This window comes from Bacillus cereus group sp. MYBK30-2 (assembly GCF_051915945.1).
In the GTDB taxonomy this organism is placed as follows: domain Bacteria; phylum Bacillota; class Bacilli; order Bacillales; family Bacillaceae_G; genus Bacillus_A; species Bacillus_A paramycoides.
Genome location: NZ_JBQAFR010000001.1, coordinates 2195821 through 2217534 on the forward strand (window position 1 = coordinate 2195821; position 21714 = coordinate 2217534).

Genomic DNA, 21714 nt, shown 5'->3' on the forward strand with positions numbered 1-21714 from the left:
ATTTTTTTCATTCTCTTAACCTAGGTCTACTTCTAAGTGAATGTCTTCCTCTCACAGGAACAAAATCCCCATACTCTACAAAAAAGAAAATAGGTAAAAAGCAAAATAGAGACTTCCCGAAAGGAGGTCTCTATTTTAAGCTCTTTGATCAGCAACGATATGGATATCAATATGCTTCGTTTGTCTCATAATTTCATTTACAATAGAACCTTTTCTTATTTCTTCCCACCGTGTTCTTGCTGATTGCCCGAGTAAAATTTGCGTTACTTGTAGTCTGTTCGCGACTTCAATAATAACATCAGCTGGTTTTCTCCCTTTCGCTTCTTCTAATACAAAGCTCGCATCAAATTGATTCGTCAAGGATTTCCACTCTTCAATTGTTTGCTTTTTCCCTGCTGAAATAGAATCTATATTTTCCCTTTCTACATTTAAGACATACAATTCAGCGTTTAACCGATCAGCCATGCGCCATCCTCTTCTTATTAATTTCTCTGCTGTTGAACTGTATTGTACACAAACGAGAATTTTTTCTTTCACGCCAATCGGCTCTATAACTGTTTGACTAATTTTTTCATCCATATCATCTGCAACTTCACGAAGCGATAATTCCCTTAGTGCCCCTAGATTATTAAGCGTAAAGAAGTTTTGTAAGCTTTGCTGAATTTTTTCTTCCTTATATATCTTTCCATCTATTAATCTCTTCCTTAATACCTCAGGTGTTGCATCAACGAGTTGAATTTCATTTGCTTTTTGCAAAATAAAATCCGGAATACGTTCTCGTACTTTGACATTCGTAATTTGAGCTACAATGTCATGAACACTTTCTAAATGTTGAATATTAAACGCTGATAATACTGATATACCAGCCTCTAACAATTCTTGAACATCCATGTACCGTTTTTTATGTTTAGAACCAGGAATATTACTATGCGCGAGTTCATCAACAACAACTATTTGTGGTGCTCGCTTTATAATTCCTTCTACATCCAGTTCATAAAATACTTTCCCTTTATAATCTATTTCTTTTAAAGGAACTTTTTCTAAATCAGCAATTGCTTCTTCCGTCTCTTTTCTTCCATGTGTTTCAATTAAACCAATTACAATATCAATACCATCTTTTTGCATTTCTCTAGCATCAAAGAGCATTTTATAACTTTTCCCTACTCCTGGAGCAGCCCCTACGTATAGCTTTAACTTTCCGCGATTTTGCTGACGAATGTATTCTAAATACTCTTCCGGTGTTCGCCTTTGAAACGTTGGTTTATAGTCATCTGCATACAAGACACGCACAACCTTTCTTTTGAAACAACGCTACCTCAATCCATTAGATTGAGGTAGCACTGTTACTATTTTATTAGTTTCTGTAATTCTAAATTTAACTTTAAGACGTTTACACGGTCCTCTCCAAATAAACCGAGTGCAGCGCCTTCTGTTTGATTTTTAATAAGCTGATCAAGCTTTTCTTTCGGAATATTTGTTAATTTCGAGATACGATCCACCTGTACGTAAGCTGCCTGTGGACTAATATCCGGATCAAGTCCTGAACCTGAATTTGTTACTAAATCAATCGGTACTTCTGTAACTGGCACACTTGGATTTTGTACCTTCCAATCTGCAATACTTTTCTCTACTCGTTTCGCTAAATCTTGATCAGACGGTGCATAGTTATTAGATCCTGATGCTTCTGCTTTATATTCTATACTAGAGACACGCCCATGAAAATAACGTGGATCTGTGAAATTTTGACCGATTAATTTTGAACCAACTACTTCATTCTTATCATTATATATAAGACTTCCATCCGCATTATCCTTCATTACCGCTTGCGCAATACCCGTTACAATTAGCGGGTATACAAGTCCACACAAGACTAAGAATGTAAAAGTAATACGAATAATTGGTGAAAGTATACTTTGTTTTTTCGCCATCTTTCTTCCCCTCTTCCTTATATGAACAAGCCGACAATCATATCAATTACTTTAATTCCAATGAATGGAACGATAACTCCGCCAAGCCCGTAAATGAGTAAGTTTCGGCTAAGCAGTGCATTAGAACTCATCGGTTTATATGCAATACCTTTCATCGCTAACGGAATTAGTAACGGAATAATAACTGCATTAAATATTAATGCTGATAAGATTGCTGAAAGCGGTGATGTTAATTTCATAATATTTAATGCTTCCATTTGCGGAATCGCAAGTGTAAACATCGCTGGAATAATCGCGAAATATTTCGCAATATCATTCGCAATACTAAACGTCGTTAGCGCACCACGTGTCATTAACAATTGCTTACCGATTCCTACAACCTCAATAATTTTAGTTGGATTCGAATCTAGATCAATCATATTTGCTGCTTCTTTCGCAGCTGTTGTACCACTATTCATCGCTAATCCAACGTCGGCTTGCGCTAATGCCGGAGCATCATTTGTACCATCACCTGTCATTGCTACAAGTTTCCCTTTATCTTGTTCTGCTTTAATAACCGCAATTTTATCTTCTGGTTTACACTCGGCAACGAATTCATCTACCCCTGCTTCTTTTGCAATTGTTGCTGCTGTTAATGGGTTATCACCTGTACACATAACCGTTTTAATCCCCATTTGGCGCAATTGTTCAAAACGTTCACGCATACCAGGTTTTACTGTATCCTTTAAATAAATTAAACCGTAAATACGATCATCTACTGCAACTACAAGTGGTGTTCCGCCCTCTTTTGAAATTAAATCTGCTTTTTGATTCACATCTTTTGGAATCGTTCCGCCTTGTGATTGAACCCATTCAATAACGGCACCAACAGCACCTTTTCTCACTTTCGTTCCATCCTGTAAATCAACACCGCTCATTCTCGTTTCTGCTTTAAACGGAACAAATTCACCTTGTTCTGCAAGTTCTCTATTATATGATATTGATTTTGCTTGCACATACTCTATAACAGATCGACCTTCTGGCGTTTCGTCTAAAACGGAACTAATCGCAGCCCATTTCCCTACCTGCTCAATCGTTTCATTTCCTACAGGGAGTAGTGTATGTGCCATCCGGTTCCCGAAAGTAATCGTACCTGTTTTATCTAAAATGATTGTATTAATATCGCCCGCAGCTTCTACTGCTTTCCCTGACATTGCTAATACATTAAACTTTGTCACACGGTCCATCCCGGCAATACCAATCGCTGATAATAACCCCCCAATTGTCGTTGGAATTAAACAAACTAACAATGCCACAAGTACAGCTGTATCAATTTGAAAGCCTAAATAATTTGTAAAGATCGGCAACGTCACAACAACGATTAAGAAAATTAGAGTTAGACTCGTTAATACTGTATTTAAAGCAATTTCATTCGGCGTTTTTTGACGAGCAGCTCCTTCTACTAAAGAAATCATTTTATCAATAAATGATTCACCAGGATTACTTGTAATTACAATTGTAATCTCATCACTTACGACCATCGTTCCGCCTGTTACTGAACAAAAATCGCCACCTGCTTCTTTTATAACAGGAGCTGACTCCCCTGTAATTGCAGATTCATCTACAGACGCTAATCCTTTTATTACTTCACCATCATTCGGAATCATTTCTCCTTGTTTTACAATAACAACGTCACCTTTTCTCAGCTCAGTTGCTGAAACTTGAACGATGTCTCCATTTTCTTTTACAACATTTGCAAACACATCTTTCTTCGATTGTTTTAAAGAATCGGCTTGCGCTTTACCACGCCCTTCTGCTAACGCTTCTGCAAAGTTAGCAAATAAAACTGTAAATAATAGAATGAGAGAAACTGTTATATTAAACCACCCTGGTACGCTACTCGAACTACTTGGAAGAAAGGATAAAAGTAACGTAATTGTAAATCCAATTTCTACAATGAACATAATAGGATTCTTTATCATTACTTTCGGATTCAATTTCGCAAAGGATTGTTTCATCGCATGCGTCACGATATCACGATCCAGCGTTTTCGCTTGTCTAACCTCATCTTCTATAACATGTATTTGTGACTCATTCACTTGTTTTTCTTTTACTACTACCGGCTTCATCATTTACCCTCCATTACTTCAATGTAAGAAATTCTGCAATTGGGCCTAATACTAACATCGGGAAGAATGTTAACGCACCGACGATTACAATCGTTCCGATGAAGATACCACCAAATAAACTATTATCAGTACGGAACGTTCCGACTGTTTCTGGTACGACCGTTTTCTCCTTCAGTGAAGCAGAAACAGCTAGCATCGTAATTAAGCTGAAATAGCGCCCTAAAAACATAACTAAACCAGTCGTAATATTCCAAAACGGTGTATTATCCCCTAAACCTTCAAATCCAGATCCGTTATTCGCAGCTGACGATGTATACTCATATACAACTTGCGTTAAACCGTGGAAACCTGAATGAGAAATGGCATCCGTTCCTAAGCTTGTTGAAAGAGCTAATGCTGAAAATCCTAAAATGAGCAATGGATGAAATAATATCGTTACTGCAATTAATTTCATTTCCTTACCTTCAATCTTTTTACCTAAAAACTCTGGTGTCCGTCCGACCATTAATCCAGATATAAAGACTGCAATAATTGCATACATGATAATATTGATAAAGCCTGCTCCAACGCCACCATATACTGTATTCAACATCATATTTACGAGTGGAACTAAACCACCAATTGGTGTTAATGTATCATGCATCGTATCAACCGCTCCTGTTTCAGCAGCTGTCGTTACTGTCGCATAAAGTGAAGAAAATACGGTTCCAAATCGTACTTCTTTTCCTTCTGTGCTTCCTTGCACATGTTCAATACCCATTTGGTTCAACACTGGATTCCCATGTAATTCGGATGTCGTAATCGTTATAAACCCTAATAAAAAGACCATGAACAGTGACACGAAAAGGATACGCCCTTGCTTTTTATTTCCTACCATTCGTCCGTACGTAAATGGCAGTGCTGTTGGCAGTAACATCATAAGCATCATTTGTAAAATATTACTGATTTGACCTGGATTTTCAAATGGATGCGCTGAGTTTGCTCCGAAGAAACCACCACCATTATTCCCAAGCTCCTTAATTGAAACGAATGATGCAACTGGTCCACGTAATATACTTTGTTTTGCCCCTTCAATCGTATGTGCTGTAACTGCCCCATCTAACGTTTGTGGTACACCAAGTGCGACAAAGGCTAACGCCGCAACAAATGCAATTGGAAGAAAAACTCTCGTTAAAGCTCTCGTAAAATCAACGAAGAAGTTACCAAGTTCTTTTCCAGCGAGCCCTCTTATAAATGCCATAACAATCGCTAAAGTCGTTGCTGGTGCTGCAAACATTAAAAACGTAATGGCGATTAATTGTGATAAATAAGACAAACCATTTTCACCGCTATAATGCTGTAAGTTTGTATCGGCCATAAAACTAATTGCTGTATTAAAAGCGAGCGTAGGCTCCATCCCTGCAATATGCGCTGGATTTAGCGGCAGCACACCTTGTAATCTGAAAATGAAATACACAACAACAATCATAAATCCGTTTAACAAAACTAGTGATAATGCGTACTGTTTCCAAGTTTGATTGTATGCTTTTACACCCGTAATTTTAAAAATAAGTTTTTCAAAAGGCCCGAATACTTTATCTAGCGTCTTGCTACCTTGAAAGGCTTTCTCTAAATAAATCCCCATTGGCTTTGCTACTAAAATAAACAAGAGCATTGTAATAACAACTGCAACCCAAATCATAATGAATGATTCCCCCTAATTAAAACTTTTCTGGATTTAATAATGCGTACACTAAGTACACCGTAATCGCTGCAACAATAACCGATAAGGCAATCATCATGATTGCTTCCCTTCTTTCACAACTTTATCTGACCAACTTGCCAGGCTTGCCATCGATGCAACTAATACAACAAATATCCCGACCATTACAACATCTAACATAGCTACCCCTCACTTTTCTGTTAAAATTTGACATTTATTTATCAAAAAAAGAACACTAAGCTCTACTTAGTGTTCGAAGTGAACAACACAAAGTAAACCTCCTCTCTAAACGCTTACGAGGTTAGCTGTCGGATTCGGGCCTAAAGAGTAGCCCTACTTTCAAAACTGAAAGATTCACCCCAAGTGACGATGCACAAAATTGGTTCCCCCGCTCCATTTCTGGAACTCAGCGATTTTAGGTTTTTTTGGAAATTTTATGAATGATTTATGAGAGTAAATATACTCCTCTATATTTAACTTGTAAAGAGGTAAATTACTTAAAATAAGAAAATATTTCATCATTTAAACGCTTACATTACACGTTATTAATGTTCTTTCATCTATTTTCTTGTTTTTTCTTTCTTTTTCATAGAAATGATCTTTTAAATATGAAATAAAAAGAGCGAATTACATAAAGTGCATAGCTTGTTGCACTCAGCATTCGCTCTTTTATTCAATGCTTATTCTCCTCGTAAAAATGCACGTAAATTTCTCCCGCGAATATAAACTTGTGACAGTTCTGCATGTAGCTGCTCATATTCAATAATATCTGTTTTTAAATATAAAGCATCTTTCGATGGCAATATTATATATGGCCTCGGAAAAATCGGATCGAGCACTACCAATTCTTGAACTCGCTCTACCGATACCGCCCAACGATTCGCTATATCTCCAAGTAGTAATACTTTCATCTTCGCTTCCTCCCGCCCTATTCAAAAAATAAAAACGAAATGTTATCACAGTTTGTAAACACGACAAGTTTAGCTCCAATTGTTTCATAGAGCCTGGCCGGATATCGTTTATTCCTTGTGACAACAGTAATAGGCGCTTGAAAAGAAAAACGAATACGTTCTGTGAAGAAACTAACTATTGAAAGCTCATCTCCGAGCAAAATCACCTTCTTAATACACTCGCAAATACTAGTAAAATCCTGCTCCTTATTACAGCTATAAGTCGAATCAAATCCATAGTTTCTAACTTCAGCTGCTATCGCTTCATTTGCTGTAAAAATAATTAACTCATGCTGAAATGCTACTAGCTCTCTTAAACTCTTTACTTTATTTTCTTCTCCAACACAAATAAGCGTTAATTCCATATACCTCATCCTCCTTAGCATAAAAGAATCTAAACATAGATTGATATTCTCCTATACTAATCAGACCGATGAAGTGATGTATCCATCATGGCACCGTCCTCTCTCAAGACGCTTACGAAGTTAGCTGTCGGATTCGGGCTTTGAGAGTAGCCCTACTTTCAAAATTGAAAGATTCACCCCTAGTGACGATGCACAAATTGGTTCCTCCGCTCCATAAAATTGGACTCAGCGTTTACAAAAAAATGTATTCTGGCTGATATATTACTCCTGTATTTGGAAAAAGTAAACAGAAAAAAAGCCAGTTGTAAAACTGACTTTTCCTTTCTTTATGCTTGTACTTTATTCAATTTGTATGCAAAATGATTCGTCGGTCCATGACCACTTCCAATATTCAAAGGCTCTTCAATCGCTATACTAATAAATTGTTTTGCCTCTTGAACTGCCTCTTCAATTGAATATCCTTTAGCAAGTCCTGCTGTAACTGCAGACGCGAATGTACACCCGCTTCCGTGCGTTTGCTTCGAAGGAATTCTTTCACTTCTAAATTCGATAAACTGCTCACCATCAAAGAGTAAATCGATTACTTTATTACCTTGATACTCTGCATGTCCACCCTTCATAAGAACATATTTAGCTCCTAATTCATGCAATACTTTCGCAGCTTTTTTACTATCTTCTATATTATGAATCTCTAGTCCTGTTAACACTTCTGCTTCAGGAACATTCGGTGTTACAACAGTAGCTAATGGCAATAAATATTCTTTTAATGCGTGTACTGCTTCTTGTTGTAATAATGAAGCCCCACCTTTTGCAATCATAACAGGGTCTAGCACAATATTATTCCAGCCAAATTTCTTAATGTGTTCTGCCACAATTTGAATAATTTCACTGCTAAATAGCATTCCTAGTTTCACAGCATCTGGTGTTAAATCCATACCAATTGAATTCAGCTGTTCCGTAATTCCTTCTAAAGGAACAGGATATACCCCTTGAACGCCCAGCGTATTTTGAGCAGTAATTGCTGTAATAGCCGTCATTCCATACACACCAAGCTCTTGAAAAGTTTTTAAATCTGCTTGAATTCCAGCGCCGCCTCCGCTATCAGATCCTGCAATCGTTAAAGCTTTATTTACTTTCATCTCACTCATCCTTTTCTATCCAAAATAGCGATGATATATTGTTTTTGCTTCACTTATATCTTTCGTTCCATGCACAAGTACACGGCCATCTTTGAAGGCAACTAATCTCTTTTCTCCAACAGAAAATGATAATAAATATGGATTTACATTCAAATCATTCACGCGATCATTCAGCAATTCTTTATATTGTTCAAAATCCATTCCTTCTTTATGAGGTGGTCTAATTTGAACTGTATTTCTCCCGCATAAAACTGCTGTTTTTGAAGTGTTTTCTTTATTTAAATACGGATATAATGCATCCTCACCACATGAAGGACAATTATGTTTCCGAAGCTTTTGTACATTCATACATGAATATTCATTTTTCCATACATCAAACGACACAAGTCCATTTCGAAGTGATTCATAATCTTCTACTAACAGTTTTAGTGTTTCTGTTACTTGATGAGAAACGACAAGAGATACAGCAGGTGATATAATCCCCGCTGTATCACATGTCGCCCCGCCAAGCGGAATCGATTGTAATAAACAAGATAAACATGGCGTTTTACCAGGAAGAATTGTGTAAGAAAGACCGTAACTACCTACACACGCTCCGTAAATCCACGGAATATAATATTTTTGCGATATATCATTTACAATAAAACGTGTTTCAAAATTATCAGTTGCATCAATTATTACATCAACATTTGTAACGAGTTCTTCTAATTCTTCAGCCGTTACATCTTGAACGATAGCTTCGACTTTTACTTCACTATTAATCTCTTCTAGACGTTTTTTTGCCGCTATAGCCTTCGGAAGATTATTCTCTACATCACGCTCCGCGTACAATTGCTGCCTTTGTAAATTACTCCAATCCACATAATCGCGGTCAACAATTGTCACCTTACCAACACCAGCTCTTACAAACATCTCTGCATTTGCACTACCTAGTGCGCCTGCACCGATAATAAGTACATGCTTTTCCCCTATCTTTTGTTGTCCCTCTTCTCCAATTGGAGAATATAGCTCTTGGCGAGAATATCGATTATTCAACTACGCTCATTCCTTCTAAAGGACTACTTGCTGTTGCACAACGCTTACGTGCAATACGACCCGCTTCAAAGCCTAAGCGCCCTGCCTCAATACCTAACTTCATTGCCTGTGCCATCTTAATAGGGTCTTTTGCTCCCGATACAGCCGTATTCAATAACACACCATCTGCTCCTAATTCCATTGCAAATGCTGCATCAGCTGGGCTACCAATACCAGCGTCAACGATAACTGGTACTGTTGCTTGTTCAATAATGAAACTTAAATTTAATGGATTTACAATACCAAGCCCTGAACCAATTGGTGATGCTCCTGGCATAACCCCGTGTACACCAAGTTCTTGTAATTTACGTGCTAATACAACATCATCAGATGTGTACGGAAGAACGATAAATCCTTCTTCCAATAACATTTCAGATGCCTTCAATGTTTCTACCGGATCAGGTAATAACGTTCTATCATCACCAATAACTTCTACTTTTACCATGTCACAAAGTCCAGAAGCTTTTGCTAATTTTGCAATTCGAACAGCTTCTTCAGCATTTTTTGCTCCCGCTGTATTTGGTAGTAACGTATATTTTTTCACATCAAGTTTCTCTAATAAATTAGGTTGCTTCGCATCAAATATATCCATACGACGTACTGCGAATGTTAAAATTTCAGCTTCAGAAACGTCAATTGCCTTTTGCTGCACATCAAAATCAGAGAATTTCCCTGTTCCTAATAAAAGTCTAGAATGAAATGAAAATGGTCCAATGTTTAACATAATCAACCGCCTCCTACGAAAGTTACAATCTCAATTTGGTCTCCATCAAAAACAGATGTATCCTTATGATCATCTTTTTGTAAAATATCTTTATTACGCTCTACTACAACGATTCTTTTATCTAATTCTAAATGTGTAAGTAGCTCAGCTACTGTTTTTACACTCGCTGGTATTTCAATTTGCTTACCATTAATTTTTAAATTCAAACTTCCATCCCCTTTCTAAACCGATTTAGAAAGCAATGAATCTAGCAAATGATTTTCTCGCTTTCCTTCTATTAAATCAGCCATATACTGACCGGAAACAGGACTTAATAAAATACCGTTTCGATAATGCCCAGTACAAGCATATAAACCTTTTATTTCTTCATGCTCTCCCATATAAGGAGCTCCATGATTAGACTGCGGTCTTAACCCAGCCCACGTACTTTCCCACTCTGCTTCTTTTAAAGCAGGTAATATCGTGTAAGCACGCTCTAATATAGAAGTTATGCTTTCTGGCTGCACAGCTTTATTAAAAGTATGAGGATTCATCGTTGCCCCAATTACATAACGACCACCGCGCTTTGGCGTAATATAAAACCGCTCTTGGAAAATAGGAGCTTTCAAGAGTGGCTTCCTGCTTCTTACTGCAACAACTTCTCCTTTAACAGGATATGTACCCCAATCACTATGGAAATAATGTAGGAATTTCGTACTCCATGAACCTCCAGCGATAACGACTTTTTTACATGTGATTACACCTTCGCTTGTAACAATTCCAGTCACCGTATTGTTTTCAATTTGAATATCAAACACTTCTGTCTGTTCATATATGTCAGCTCCAGAAAATGCCGCGGAATGTGCGAATGCTTTCGTAAGCTCTGGTGCAATAACATGACCGTCTTTTGGGTAATATACCGCCCCTATAATTGACTCGGAAAGAAATGGCTCTTTTTTCCGCAAATGCTCCCCTGTTAGAAAGTAGGAATCTTCGCCTGTTTTCTGTTGCCAATCCATAATATGAAGAATTCTTTCCTTCTCATCTTCATTTTGGGCAATGCGATAAATGCCCTTTTCTTCATACCCAATATCGATGCCTGTTTTTTCACGTAAAGCTTCTGCAAGTTGTGGAAATATAGCACGGCTTTCTCTAGCAAGCTCAAACAACGGATCATATTCATCCCATTCTGCCTGAACACCGAGCAAACCAGCAGCTGCTTTCGAAGCTTCAGATGCAATTCTTTGCTTCTCTACAATCGCTACTTTATATCCTCTTTCTGCTAGGAAGTGTGCAACTGAACTACCAATTACACCTCCGCCAATAATCGCTACATCATACTTCTTACACATGCTTTTCCGCCCACTTTCTTATTGATTCCTTATAAGATTTCGCCTTGCTATACGGATTACTACTGCTTATAATCCCAGACATAACAGCAATGCCACTTACACCATTTGCAAGAACATCACTTGTATTTTCAGGAGTGATTCCACCAATTGCAGTGATTGGTATTGATAAACACCTTGCCATATGAGCAATTTCTTCTAATCCTCTTGCTGGCACACCCTTTTTACAAGCCGTTGGAAATACATGACCGTAAACGAGCGAATCCGCTCCATTTTTAAATGCCACTATCGCTTCATCTAAAGAATGTACTGAATAACCAACATGCAAATAAGAAAACTTTTCTTTCACTGACCTTACATCTGCGCTTCGATATCCTAGTTGAACACGTGGAATATTTAATAGAATAGCAATATCAATTCGATCATTTATCACTATTTTGGATGCTGGAAAGCCTTTCTCCAAAAGGCTTTCCACACCGTAATACAATTCCTTCGTACTTTTCTCACGCTCACGAATATGCAAATAATCGATCTCACTCTCAATTTGTATCCCTACATTCACTACCTCTTCGAATGGCATTTGACCATTTGAGATTACATGGAGCTCATTTTTCATATGCATTCGCCTACTTTAAAATGTTTTCGAATAGTTCATCGGCTGGAACAACCTCTTTCGTCATCCCTTTTTCTTTCAACCATTTATTTTGCTGCTCCCATGACTCTTTTGAATCTGATAAGAATGGCTCATCTTTCGTTTCCATCTTCTCTAATAAAATTTTCATACTTTCTTTTTCAACTTCTGGTACAAGTGGGAAGTTTTCTTTTTCTTGATGATTCAATAAAATATTTAGTGCTTCATCCGGATTTTTCTTCATGAAATCATAGCCTTTTTTCGCACCACGTAAAAAGGCTTGCAACGCTTCCTTATCCTTTTTCAAAGTTTTATCACCTGTTACAAATACAAGCTCATGATAATTCGGCACCCCGTAGTCAGCTGGATTAAAGTAAGCTGGTTCATGACCTTCATGACGCATAACAGGAACTTCATGGTTAATGTATGCCCCTGTTACAGCATCTACTTTTTTCGTAATTAATGCTGGTACTAAATCGAATCCAACATCGACTACTTTCACTGTATCTGGATTACCACCATCTTCTTTTACCATCGTTTTTAAATACATTTCACTTAAAGGTGTTCCAGAATATCCAACTGTTTTTCCTTCTAAGTCTTTAGGTGACTGAATACCTGCTGATTTCAGCGATACAACATGATTTAACGGCGAACGCACGACAGCTCCAATTGATTTCACTGGAATGTTTTCATTTGCTCTTGCAATCACAACATCTGGCTGATAATACAAACCAACTGTCACTTTTCCGGCTGCTGCTAATGTTAATGGATCAGTCGGATTAGAAGGGAATTTAATATTCACCTTTACTCCTTCTTCTTTAAAGTATCCTTTTTCAATTGCGGCATAAATAAAGCTATGTACCGCATTCGGATACCAATCCAGCATTACTGTTATTTCTTTCTCTTTTTTACTCTTATCTGATGCTGAATTACTAGAACATCCTGTAATCATTGCAACTAATAATGTAAACACAAAGATGCGTTTTAATAATTTCATGAATGTTTCCTCCAACTAATGAATTTCCTTTCTAATATCGAAACAAGTATGACGAAGAAAATAGCTAATACTGATAACAATACAATTGGTGCAAATACCCCCGCTCCGTCTAACTGCGTCATCATTCTTTTACTGAAATATCCAAGCCCAGCTTGCGCACCGAGCCATTCTCCAATCGCTGCCCCAATAACGCTAAGTGGTACCGCAATTTTTAACGCTGAGAAAAAGTAAGGAAGAGCAGATGGCAACTTTAGCTTTAGAAAAACATCTTTTTTCGTTGCACCATACGTAACTAAAAGCTCTTCCCATTCTCTTTTCGTACTGCGAAGTCCATCATACGTATTGACCGCAATTGGGAAAAATGTAATTAAAACTGTGACAACAACCTTACTCCAAATGGTATATCCGAACCATAAAACAAATAGCGGCGCAAGCGCTGTAATCGGAATTGTTTGCGAGGCAACTAATAATGGATAAAATGCTCTTTCCATCCACGTACTCGCATTCATTAACATTGCTAGCCCTACACCCAAGACGATAGAAATAACAACACCTATTAAAACGACATACAACGTTGCAGGTAAATGAACCGTAAATAATATATCTTTCAGCGCCCATATCTTCATTACAATTGCAGAAGGTGATGGCAAAATGTACATCTCATCTACAATTCTTGCTCCTACTTCCCAAGCAATAAGTAAAATTCCACTTAATGTGAGGGCAGGTAATAGCTCCTTCAAACGATTCATCATACAAGTACCTGCCTTTGTAACATACTAAGAAGCTCATCTTTAAGCGCTAACACTTCAGGCTTATGTAAATCTTTTCTAGTTCTGCTACGATCAAGCGGCACAACTCGCTCAGTTAAAGTAGCTATCGGCTGCTGCTCTACAACAAAAATACGATTAGAAAGAAAAAGGGCTTCTTCAACGTCATGTGTAATAAATAAAATTGTTTTTTCCCACTCTTTCCATTGTTCAAACAACCATTCCTGTAAAGATGCCTTCGTTAAAGCATCCAACGCGCTAAACGGTTCATCTAACAATAATATCTCTCCGCCTGTTAATAAAGTTCGGATAAAAGATACGCGCTGTCTCATACCACCAGATAAATCTTTCGGATATTTTTTCTCGTACCCTTGTAAACCAAATTTATGTAACAGTTCCTTTGCCTTTACCTGTGCTTCTTTCTTCTGCACACCTTGGCACTCTAACGGTAAAGCAGCATTCTCAATAACTGTTCTCCATGGCAAAAGCATATCTTTTTGAGGCATATACCCTACAGGATGACTCTTTGTTTCCATAAGCTCTATTTGTCCGCTGCTCGCCTCTTCTAAACCTGTAATAAGGCGAAATAAAGTACTTTTCCCACAGCCACTTGGTCCAATAATGCTCACAAACTCTTTTTCTTGTATATTGGCATTTAGTCCCTCTATGATTGGTTTTTCATCATAATGAAAGGAAACATTACGAAACTGTAGTATGTTCTTGCTCCTCAAAACCCCACATCTCCTTACGATAAGCCATATCCCAGAATAAATATTCAAATCGGCTGGAATATAAGAAAATCTCCTCTAATCGATCTAGCTCTTTCTCTGACTTCCCAACTGTCATTTCATTTAATAAATCTATTAACCAAATACAAAGATTACCGTATTCTTCAGAACTATATCCTTGAATCCACTCCCCAAAAAACTCATGATCTCTTGCTCCAGGAATATCATTTAAACGCTTTCCAATCTCCCAATAGCTCCACATACATGGAAGTAAAGCTGCTATTAATTCTGCAAGTGTGCCATTTTGAGATACAGACATCATATAATTTGTATAAGCTAAATTTTTAGCAGATGGTTTTGCCGATTCCATCTCCTGGGCAGAAATACCAAGTCTTTTTGCATATTGTTTATGAATCGTCATTTCACCATTTAAAATACCATCTATTTGCTCTGCAAATTTCGCCATAACTTGTGGATTCGTTGCCTTTACAACACCAATTGCATATAGTTTTGCATAATCCAACAAGTATAAATAATCTTGAATAATATAATACTGGAATTTATCTTTTTCTAACGTGCCATCCCCCATACCTACTACAAACGGATGATTATGACTTTTCTCCCATACAGGCTGCACCGTCTCAAATAATCTTTCACAAAATTTCATTTATAATTCCCCTTCCTATATATATCTATTTATTCCAATAAAAAAGCCACTTCTTTATATAAGAAGTGGCCACAGCAAATAAAAATATATTTTATTCGTTGTTCCACTTCCCTTCGCTAGTATTACCTAGATCAGGTCTGTAAGGGTTAAGGATTATTCCTCTCTCAGCACGAAAAGCACCCCTAGTGGTGTTAGTATGAAATTTTCAAATAAAAAAGCCCCGTTTCTATACGCAAAGAAACGGGGACTCATTGTTAATGTCCGAATTGCTTCCCTACGCTAGCATAATCTAGATCAGGTAATAAAAAGGATCAAAGGCTTACGGCCCTCCTCTCAGCTGGCAACACCAGCTCTCCTAGCAAACTATAAAATTATCACTGTCAGTATAACATTGTCATAAGTCATCATCAACTATTTTAATTTTCTTAATTGCGCATTAAATTTTAACATGTTAAACAAATATAAATGCAACTCCACAAATGATATATACAATATTTATATACGGATCTCTCTTCTAACATTATTTATATTGATTTCATATTACATTTATGTGAATAAGACCAATATATTGTATCTTTATACTATAATAAAATTACAACTATACAACTAGAGGAGGTCTTTATTACATGAATATGAAAGCTACAGCTTTAACAGCAACTACTATCGCAATTGCTTCGTTACTTCCTTCTATGGGAGAATCCGATATACAAACAGCTGCTGCTAAGCAATCATCTAAAGCAAAAACGGGGTATGTAAAAATTGACAACGTTGCACTACATCAAAATAACCATGCAGACAGTGCAATAATTGATAACATTCGATTTAATAGCCCAGTTACTATTCTTGAGACAGCTCAAGATTGGTATAAAGTATCCGTTAACAACAAAACAGGCTATATGAAAAAAGATGCAATTCTATTCAAAAAAAATGTTCAACAAAAGTATCAATATATCGTAAACGCAAACGCATTAAACGTTCGTTCTGAACCTAATACAGAGTCTTCTATTCTAGATATATTGCCAAATGGTCAATTCATTACAATTCAAGGGGAACAAGGAGATTGGTACAAAATATTACATAACGGCCAAATTGGTTACGTACAAAAAACATTTATATCTAATGGATCCACACCTCTAGTAAAAGGTATAACTGTACAAGGTTCTCCTTCTTATACTGTTGCAACACCAAAATTAAATGTGCGTAGCTCTGCTAGCACAAATAGTACAGCAATCGGTTCTCTGCAAAATGGTACACAAGTACAGGTAGTAGAAACAGTAGGAACTTGGTATAAAATTCGTTTTGGCACAGGATACGGATATGTGGCAAAACACTATGTAGTGCAAAATCAATCGCAAGCTAAAACAACCGCTTCACCTTCATCCATTCCAGCAGTTTTCAAATTCCCTACCCAAGGGAAAATCAGCTCAACATTTGATATGCGCTGGGAACAAATGCATTATGGTATAGATATTGCAGCACAAGGCAACGTCTCTATTCAAGCTGCTGCTGCAGGTAAAGTTGTGAAATCTTATTATTCGGCTAGCTACGGCAATGTCGTGTTCATCGCCCATCAAATAAATGAGAAATTATATACAACAGTTTATGCTCACATGAAAGATCGTACTGTACAAACTGGTGATCAAGTACAAACCGGACAATTACTAGGTCATATGGGAAATACAGGACATTCATACGGACAACATCTCCATTTTGAATTACATAATGGGGAATGGAATTTTGAAAAAACAAATGCAGTGAACCCACTGCCATATTTAGTTAGGTAAATTGTATGCCACGCAATATACCTCTCTTTATTGAATACCTGGCTTTTTTAGGTTTAATCTGTTGTTTAATCATTTATAATACGAACACTGTATTTTTATCTATTATCATTGCTTTTGTTGCTTTAGAAATTATGATGGAATCATTCCAAGTTCAACTGAAACAAAAAATTGCCCATATTTATAATGCAATTTTTCTTTTGAGCGCTCTTATAACAAATATAATTAGTAATGGTTTTTATTTATCTACCGTATTTCCTGTATTCTGTATGGCTGTTTTATTATTCATAGCTAGATACGTTAATGCTCCTAATAACCAAAAACACGAACAAGAAGCTTAGAAAGAGGAGACACTGTGTACCAATCTTTCAAAGATGATCCAATGAAATATATGTTGAATTTATATGAAAAAATGAATACTTTTTTTGGTATACAAGGCAGTTATACTGCTCAATTTCTTCTTTATGGAATGTTATTTCTTGTCTTAATTACTTTCTCCTTGTTTTACTAACAAAAAAGGATCTCACATAAAAATTGAGATCCTTTTTAATTTATATTAATTTTGATATGTAAAATCCTCTTTATCCACAAGCATATTTTTCATAAATAAAACTAAGATTATATTTTTTCTCTAAGCTCATTCTTTGTTCATCATCACACCAATAGAAAAGAATATCATGAATCGTTGCATAACGTTTATTTTTAAGAAATAGTTTAAAGAATGATGGCAAACAATCATGTAATTGTATAAATATATAATTGCGTAGTATTTCTTCTTTATATTCAATGCCCTTACAAATATACAGTAATTCTTCACAATAATATGCATGCTGCGGAACTTGAATCATTTCGAAAAATGGTACATAAGAAAGTAACTTTCCAATAAAATGATCGTATCGATCCATTAACCCTATCGTCATATGTTCCATCATTTCTTTCATCACATACAAATAATCGTCTACGTGCGTTGTCTTTAGTGGATCTAATCGATCAGAAATTTGAGACAGTACAGCTTTTTGACAAGCTATAACAGCTTGGCTAGGCCCATAATATGATAGGAAATCTGTGCATTTACGATACTTGCGCAGTAAATCATTTGTATATAAATCATACACAAAAGTATTACAATATATTGCTAGACCCATCATATCACTATTTAGCTGTTCTTTTGATAGAGTCTTAGCTTGCTTACACATATAAAAAAACGTAAACTCCAATACTTCCTTATGAGATAATAAATGTCTACACTGCATTATACATTTCTCACTAAATTTAACTCTTTCCCAAATCCCTACATCTCCATTATCCAATTCACCAATACGATATTTAATGATTAAATAGTTTAGAGCAACCGCTTGCGTCAAAAGATCCCATGTTTCATATTCCAATGAAGTTTGGACAAATTCGTCTAACCCTTGATTAATCATAAATGTATATGCTTCTTTATACCAACCAATCTCTTGGCATAAACGAAGAATACGTACTAAAGTAGGAATTTCATCTTTATGAAACTGCGGTAAATCTTTCGCTTTATTCATTCCATATACGATGAAAGCCGCTAAATTTTCTTCTTTATAAAATTCTTTTTCTTTCCATACTAAAATAGTTCGCTCTTTCCCTTCACCTTTCGGATGATTCGGTACAAGCAAAGAAAATAACTCAGCGAAATTCCTTGGTTCTACGTATGTATCTGTAACCAAATTCCAATTCGGATCGCCCTGTACAGCCCTCATATAATTCCCCTTCCCTTTTTATCTACATAGGAAATATTAATTTCTTATTTCATCAAAAAAGATTAATATTGTTATATTCAAAATCTCTCATAATACTTATATCTATTAGTATATCACTTTTTATCTCATTAAAAATTATAAATCACAAATTTTAAAAAACTGTCGAAAAATATTAATCATGCATAGCTAGTATATAATCTTTCAGCTCTATCATGTTAACACATCACCTTTATCCATATAAAGTTAAAATGATGTATATGTTTTTTTGTGTATACATTGAAGCTATACTCAGTGGGGCGTTCCAGGCAACGAGACTCCCACCTGCTCCCTTTGCTTTCACTAAGTTGTGAGGTGAGAATCTTGCCGCCCGCAAATAGCGGGATAAATTATTTTGTATGCTCTGATATTTCACTTAAAGCAAAACCAGCTTGGTCATCTGCTACTTCTCTTATAGCTAAATCTCCCAAGGCTAACATACCAACGAATTGACCACCTTCAACTACTGGCAACCTTCTAATTTGATGCTGTGCCATCAATTCTGTAGCTCTCTCAATAGAATCATCAGGAGAAATTGAAACGATATTTGTCGTCATTACATCTGTAATCTTATTAGATCCTGGATGTTTTTCAGCAATTCCACGAACAACTAAATCCCGGTCCGTCACAAGACCAATAACTTGTTCATTCTCAACAACTGGAATCATACCAATTGCTTCTTCCTTCATTTTTACAGCAGCCTCATATACATTATCTAGTGGTGTACACTGTACAATATTTGTACTCATAAGTTCTCGAACCTTTGTCATTATTTTATCTCCTCCTTTTAATACATACTATAGCTTTTCCTAAATTCCTTTATTTATTTCAGGAAGACAGCACAATAAAAAGAGGTTGAAGATATAGACATACTAAAAAAGAGTCAGCAAATTGCTGACTCTTTTTTTATGACCCGTACGGGATTCGAACCCGTGTTACCGCCGTGAAAGGGCGGTGTCTTAACCACTTGACCAACGGGCCATGGCTCCGCAGGTAGGACTCGAACCTACGACCGATCGGTTAACAGCCGATAGCTCTACCACTGAGCTACTGCGGAATAAATATATGGTGGGCCTAAATGGACTCGAACCATCGACCTCACGCTTATCAGGCGTGCGCTCTAACCAGCTGAGCTATAGGCCCATATACTTTACAGGGGCAGTAGGAATCGAACCCACACTGGAGGTTTTGGAGACCTCAGTTCTACCTTTAAACTATGCCCCTAAATGATGCCGGCTAGAGGACTTGAACCCCCAACCTACTGATTACAAGTCAGTTGCTCTACCAATTGAGCTAAGCCGGCAAAAAAAAAATGGTGGCTCGGGACGGAATCGAACCGCCGACACGAGGATTTTCAGTCCTCTGCTCTACCGACTGAGCTACCGAGCCAACATAAAATGGCGGTCCCGACCGGGGTCGAACCGGCGATCTCCTGCGTGACAGGCAGGCATGTTAACCACTACACCACGGGACCATTGGTTGCGGGGACAGGATTTGAACCTGCGACCTTCGGGTTATGAGCCCGACGAGCTACCAGACTGCTCCACCCCGCGACGATATTATGTTTTTTAAAATAAATGGAGGAGGTAGAGGGATTCGAACCCCCGCGCGACTCTCGCCGCCTGTCGGTTTTCAAGACCGATCCCTTCAGCCGAACTTGGGTATACCTCCATGAAGGAAACATTAATATCTTATTCATTTTTATATGTAACTAAACCACTTTTTTAAAAAATGGAGGAGGTAGAGGGATTCGAACCCCCGCGCGACTCTCGCCGCCTGTCGGTTTTCAAGACCGATCCCTTCAGCCGAACTTGGGTATACCTCCGACATATAAAAAAATAAAGTGGAGCCTAGCGGGATCGAACCGCTGACCTCCTGCGTGCAAGGCAGGCGCTCTCCCAGCTGAGCTAAGGCCCCATGTTTTTGGAAAATCGGGAAGACAGGATTTGAACCTGCGACCCCCTGGTCCCAAACCAGGTGCTCTACCAAGCTGAGCCACTTCCCGTTAATAAAAGCGCGCCCGAGAGGAGTCGAACCCCTAACCTCTTGATCCGTAGTCAAACGCTCTATCCAATTGAGCTACGGGCGCATATGGTGCCGAGGGCGGGGGTCGAACCCGCACGGTGGTCACCCACCGCAGGATTTTAAGTCCTGTGCGTCTGCCTGTTCCGCCACCCCGGCATGTCATATTGAAAATTGGAGCGGAAGACGGGATTCGAACCCGCGACCCCAACCTTGGCAAGGTTGTATTCTACCACTGAACTACTTCCGCAAGACATGTATGAGATATTTTATTAAAAGTGCGGGTGAAGGGAGTCGAACCCCCACGCCAAAGGCGCCAGATCCTAAGTCTGGTGCGTCTGCCAATTCCGCCACACCCGCATATTTTATTAAAAATGGTGAGCCATGAAGGATTCGAACCTTCGACCCTCTGATTAAAAGTCAGATGCTCTACCAACTGAGCTAATGGCTCTTAATGGCTGGGCTAGCTGGATTCGAACCAGCGCATGACGGAGTCAAAGTCCGTTGCCTTACCGCTTGGCTATAGCCCATTAATTAAGAATGGTGGAGGGGGGCAGATTCGAACTGCCGAACCCGAAGGAGCGGATTTACAGTCCGCCGCGTTTAGCCACTTCGCTACCCCTCCGACATAAATGGTGGAGGATGACGGGATCGAACCGCCGACCCCCTGCTTGTAAGGCAGGTGCTCTCCCAGCTGAGCTAATCCTCCATTTTGCCTGGCAACGTCCTACTCTCACAGGGACAAGGTCCCAACTACCATCGGCGCTAGAGAGCTTAACTTCCGTGTTCGGTATGGGAACGGGTGTGGCCTCTCTGCCATCATTACCAGACTGTATTCATTTAAGACAAGAATCATTGTAACTCATTCACTTTTAAAAGTCAACAAGTTTTTTATATTCTTTCAAAACTAGATAACATTGCTTCATATTATATGGTTAAGTCCTCGATCTATTAGTATTCGTCAGCTCCACATGTCACCATGCTTCCACCTCGAACCTATCAACCTGATCATCTTTCAGGGATCTTACTAGCTT

At 37.9% G+C, this 21714-nt stretch carries 22 protein-coding genes, 20 tRNA genes, 2 rRNA genes and 4 riboswitches; of the genes, 2 read left to right on the forward strand and 42 right to left on the reverse strand.

Annotated features, from left to right (window positions below):
* Nucleotides 1-135: 135 nt before the first annotated feature.
* The 18 genes from kdpDN to tenA all read right to left on the reverse strand — a co-directional run bounded on the left by kdpDN (nt 136) and on the right by tenA (nt 15108).
* Nucleotides 136-1290 carry a KdpD-like non-kinase potassium sensor gene (kdpDN, locus tag ACTFQM_RS11330; protein WP_081806860.1) on the reverse strand — a complete coding sequence of 385 codons (1155 nt, stop codon included), beginning with the start codon at nt 1288-1290 and terminating at the stop codon, nt 136-138.
* Nucleotides 1291-1346: 56 nt separating this feature from the next.
* A complete protein-coding gene (gene kdpC, locus ACTFQM_RS11335; RefSeq protein WP_002170456.1) occupies nt 1347-1928 on the reverse strand; it encodes a K(+)-transporting ATPase subunit C in 582 nt (193 codons plus the stop codon).
* Between the two features lie 17 nt (nt 1929-1945).
* Complete coding sequence (kdpB, locus tag ACTFQM_RS11340; protein ID WP_440034414.1) at nt 1946-4036, reverse strand: potassium-transporting ATPase subunit KdpB; 2091 nt, start codon at nt 4034-4036, stop codon at nt 1946-1948.
* 13 nt (nt 4037-4049) lie between these two features.
* Nucleotides 4050-5717 (reverse strand): potassium-transporting ATPase subunit KdpA, encoded by a 1668-nt coding sequence (gene kdpA, locus ACTFQM_RS11345; RefSeq protein WP_002170454.1) that lies wholly within the window; start codon nt 5715-5717, stop codon nt 4050-4052.
* Between the two features lie 19 nt (nt 5718-5736).
* Nucleotides 5737-5817 (reverse strand): K(+)-transporting ATPase subunit F, encoded by an 81-nt coding sequence (gene kdpF / locus ACTFQM_RS11350; protein ID WP_000972378.1) that lies wholly within the window; start codon nt 5815-5817, stop codon nt 5737-5739.
* A complete protein-coding gene (locus ACTFQM_RS11355) occupies nt 5814-5918 on the reverse strand; it encodes a SipW-dependent-type signal peptide-containing protein (protein WP_002170453.1) in 105 nt (34 codons plus the stop codon). Before ACTFQM_RS11355 ends, kdpF begins: the two co-directional genes overlap by 4 nt.
* A gap of 96 nt (nt 5919-6014) precedes the next feature.
* A riboswitch (cyclic di-AMP (ydaO/yuaA leader) is annotated at nt 6015-6160 on the reverse strand.
* Between the two features lie 258 nt (nt 6161-6418).
* On the reverse strand, nt 6419-6649 hold the full coding sequence (locus ACTFQM_RS11360; RefSeq protein ID WP_000866314.1) for a hypothetical protein: 231 nt from the start codon (nt 6647-6649) through the stop codon (nt 6419-6421).
* Nucleotides 6650-6666: 17 nt separating this feature from the next.
* Complete coding sequence (locus ACTFQM_RS11365; protein WP_440034349.1) at nt 6667-7053, reverse strand: hypothetical protein; 387 nt, start codon at nt 7051-7053, stop codon at nt 6667-6669.
* 93 nt (nt 7054-7146) lie between these two features.
* Nucleotides 7147-7294: riboswitch (cyclic di-AMP (ydaO/yuaA leader) on the reverse strand.
* 85 nt (nt 7295-7379) lie between these two features.
* A complete protein-coding gene (thiD, locus tag ACTFQM_RS11370; RefSeq protein WP_440034350.1) occupies nt 7380-8201 on the reverse strand; it encodes a bifunctional hydroxymethylpyrimidine kinase/phosphomethylpyrimidine kinase in 822 nt (273 codons plus the stop codon).
* A gap of 6 nt (nt 8202-8207) precedes the next feature.
* Nucleotides 8208-9227 (reverse strand): thiazole biosynthesis adenylyltransferase ThiF, encoded by a 1020-nt coding sequence (locus ACTFQM_RS11375; RefSeq protein WP_440034351.1) that lies wholly within the window; start codon nt 9225-9227, stop codon nt 8208-8210.
* Complete coding sequence (gene thiG, locus ACTFQM_RS11380; RefSeq protein WP_440034352.1) at nt 9220-9990, reverse strand: thiazole synthase; 771 nt, start codon at nt 9988-9990, stop codon at nt 9220-9222. Before thiG ends, ACTFQM_RS11375 begins: the two co-directional genes overlap by 8 nt.
* Nucleotides 9991-9992: 2 nt before the next feature.
* Entirely contained in the window at nt 9993-10196 is a 204-nt protein-coding gene (gene thiS, locus ACTFQM_RS11385; protein WP_002170446.1) for a sulfur carrier protein ThiS, read from the reverse strand.
* Nucleotides 10197-10211: 15 nt separating this feature from the next.
* On the reverse strand, nt 10212-11321 hold the full coding sequence (thiO, locus tag ACTFQM_RS11390; protein WP_440034353.1) for a glycine oxidase ThiO: 1110 nt from the start codon (nt 11319-11321) through the stop codon (nt 10212-10214).
* A complete protein-coding gene (tenI, locus tag ACTFQM_RS11395; RefSeq protein ID WP_048373697.1) occupies nt 11314-11934 on the reverse strand; it encodes a thiazole tautomerase TenI in 621 nt (206 codons plus the stop codon). The genes thiO and tenI overlap by 8 nt, the downstream gene beginning before the upstream one ends.
* A 10-nt stretch (nt 11935-11944) precedes the next feature.
* The gene (locus ACTFQM_RS11400; protein WP_440034354.1) at nt 11945-12946 is read right to left on the reverse strand and encodes an ABC transporter substrate-binding protein; all 1002 of its coding nucleotides are present in this window, start codon (nt 12944-12946) and stop codon (nt 11945-11947) included.
* Nucleotides 12943-13695: an ABC transporter permease gene (locus tag ACTFQM_RS11405; protein WP_440034415.1), complete on the reverse strand. Its 753-nt coding sequence runs from the start codon at nt 13693-13695 to the stop codon at nt 12943-12945. The genes ACTFQM_RS11400 and ACTFQM_RS11405 overlap by 4 nt, the downstream gene beginning before the upstream one ends.
* The gene (locus ACTFQM_RS11410; RefSeq protein ID WP_440034355.1) at nt 13695-14444 is read right to left on the reverse strand and encodes an ABC transporter ATP-binding protein; all 750 of its coding nucleotides are present in this window, start codon (nt 14442-14444) and stop codon (nt 13695-13697) included. Before ACTFQM_RS11410 ends, ACTFQM_RS11405 begins: the two co-directional genes overlap by 1 nt.
* Complete coding sequence (gene tenA, locus ACTFQM_RS11415) at nt 14413-15108, reverse strand: thiaminase II (RefSeq protein ID WP_071717826.1); 696 nt, start codon at nt 15106-15108, stop codon at nt 14413-14415. The genes ACTFQM_RS11410 and tenA overlap by 32 nt, the downstream gene beginning before the upstream one ends.
* A gap of 91 nt (nt 15109-15199) precedes the next feature.
* Nucleotides 15200-15302, reverse strand: a riboswitch (TPP riboswitch).
* Nucleotides 15303-15362: 60 nt separating this feature from the next.
* A riboswitch (TPP riboswitch) is annotated at nt 15363-15475 on the reverse strand.
* 259 nt (nt 15476-15734) lie between these two features.
* Here tenA and ACTFQM_RS11420 point away from each other — a divergent pair.
* Together ACTFQM_RS11420 and ACTFQM_RS11425 are read left to right on the forward strand one after the other, a co-directional pair.
* Entirely contained in the window at nt 15735-16892 is a 1158-nt protein-coding gene (locus ACTFQM_RS11420; protein ID WP_440034356.1) for an SH3 domain-containing protein, read from the forward strand.
* Nucleotides 16893-16897: 5 nt separating this feature from the next.
* Nucleotides 16898-17230: a hypothetical protein gene (locus ACTFQM_RS11425; protein WP_440034357.1), complete on the forward strand. Its 333-nt coding sequence runs from the start codon at nt 16898-16900 to the stop codon at nt 17228-17230.
* 240 nt (nt 17231-17470) lie between these two features.
* Here ACTFQM_RS11425 and ACTFQM_RS11430 read toward each other — a convergent pair whose 3' ends face one another.
* From ACTFQM_RS11430 to ACTFQM_RS11545, 24 genes are all read right to left on the reverse strand, one after another.
* The gene (locus ACTFQM_RS11430; RefSeq protein ID WP_071717828.1) at nt 17471-18622 is read right to left on the reverse strand and encodes a DUF3965 domain-containing protein; all 1152 of its coding nucleotides are present in this window, start codon (nt 18620-18622) and stop codon (nt 17471-17473) included.
* Between the two features lie 386 nt (nt 18623-19008).
* Nucleotides 19009-19428: a CBS domain-containing protein gene (locus ACTFQM_RS11435; protein WP_002170436.1), complete on the reverse strand. Its 420-nt coding sequence runs from the start codon at nt 19426-19428 to the stop codon at nt 19009-19011.
* A 139-nt stretch (nt 19429-19567) separates the two neighbouring features.
* A tRNA-Glu gene (locus tag ACTFQM_RS11440) sits at nt 19568-19639 on the reverse strand.
* 1 nt (nt 19640) lies between these two features.
* Nucleotides 19641-19715, reverse strand: a tRNA-Asn gene (locus ACTFQM_RS11445).
* A gap of 9 nt (nt 19716-19724) precedes the next feature.
* Nucleotides 19725-19801 (reverse strand) — tRNA-Ile (locus tag ACTFQM_RS11450).
* A gap of 10 nt (nt 19802-19811) precedes the next feature.
* Nucleotides 19812-19882: transfer RNA gene (locus tag ACTFQM_RS11455), tRNA-Trp, on the reverse strand.
* A gap of 6 nt (nt 19883-19888) precedes the next feature.
* Nucleotides 19889-19961 (reverse strand) — tRNA-Thr (locus ACTFQM_RS11460).
* A gap of 10 nt (nt 19962-19971) precedes the next feature.
* Nucleotides 19972-20047: transfer RNA gene (locus ACTFQM_RS11465), tRNA-Phe, on the reverse strand.
* 9 nt (nt 20048-20056) lie between these two features.
* Nucleotides 20057-20132: transfer RNA gene (locus tag ACTFQM_RS11470), tRNA-Asp, on the reverse strand.
* A 2-nt stretch (nt 20133-20134) separates the two neighbouring features.
* A tRNA-Met gene (locus ACTFQM_RS11475) sits at nt 20135-20211 on the reverse strand.
* 25 nt (nt 20212-20236) lie between these two features.
* A tRNA-Ser gene (locus ACTFQM_RS11480) sits at nt 20237-20329 on the reverse strand.
* A 61-nt stretch (nt 20330-20390) separates the two neighbouring features.
* Nucleotides 20391-20483 (reverse strand) — tRNA-Ser (locus tag ACTFQM_RS11485).
* A gap of 19 nt (nt 20484-20502) precedes the next feature.
* Nucleotides 20503-20575: transfer RNA gene (locus ACTFQM_RS11490), tRNA-Ala, on the reverse strand.
* Nucleotides 20576-20589: 14 nt separating this feature from the next.
* Nucleotides 20590-20663 (reverse strand) — tRNA-Pro (locus ACTFQM_RS11495).
* Nucleotides 20664-20673: 10 nt separating this feature from the next.
* A tRNA-Arg gene (locus ACTFQM_RS11500) sits at nt 20674-20747 on the reverse strand.
* Nucleotides 20748-20750: 3 nt separating this feature from the next.
* Nucleotides 20751-20839, reverse strand: a tRNA-Leu gene (locus ACTFQM_RS11505).
* 16 nt (nt 20840-20855) lie between these two features.
* A tRNA-Gly gene (locus tag ACTFQM_RS11510) sits at nt 20856-20930 on the reverse strand.
* Between the two features lie 29 nt (nt 20931-20959).
* Nucleotides 20960-21040 (reverse strand) — tRNA-Leu (locus ACTFQM_RS11515).
* 15 nt (nt 21041-21055) lie between these two features.
* Nucleotides 21056-21131: transfer RNA gene (locus ACTFQM_RS11520), tRNA-Lys, on the reverse strand.
* A gap of 4 nt (nt 21132-21135) precedes the next feature.
* Nucleotides 21136-21210: transfer RNA gene (locus tag ACTFQM_RS11525), tRNA-Gln, on the reverse strand.
* Between the two features lie 11 nt (nt 21211-21221).
* Nucleotides 21222-21305 (reverse strand) — tRNA-Tyr (locus ACTFQM_RS11530).
* A gap of 8 nt (nt 21306-21313) precedes the next feature.
* Nucleotides 21314-21389 (reverse strand) — tRNA-Val (locus ACTFQM_RS11535).
* Nucleotides 21390-21394: 5 nt separating this feature from the next.
* Nucleotides 21395-21510: ribosomal RNA gene (gene rrf / locus ACTFQM_RS11540) — 5S ribosomal RNA — on the reverse strand.
* A 101-nt stretch (nt 21511-21611) separates the two neighbouring features.
* Nucleotides 21612-21714, reverse strand: a 23S ribosomal RNA gene (locus ACTFQM_RS11545); the annotation flags it as partial.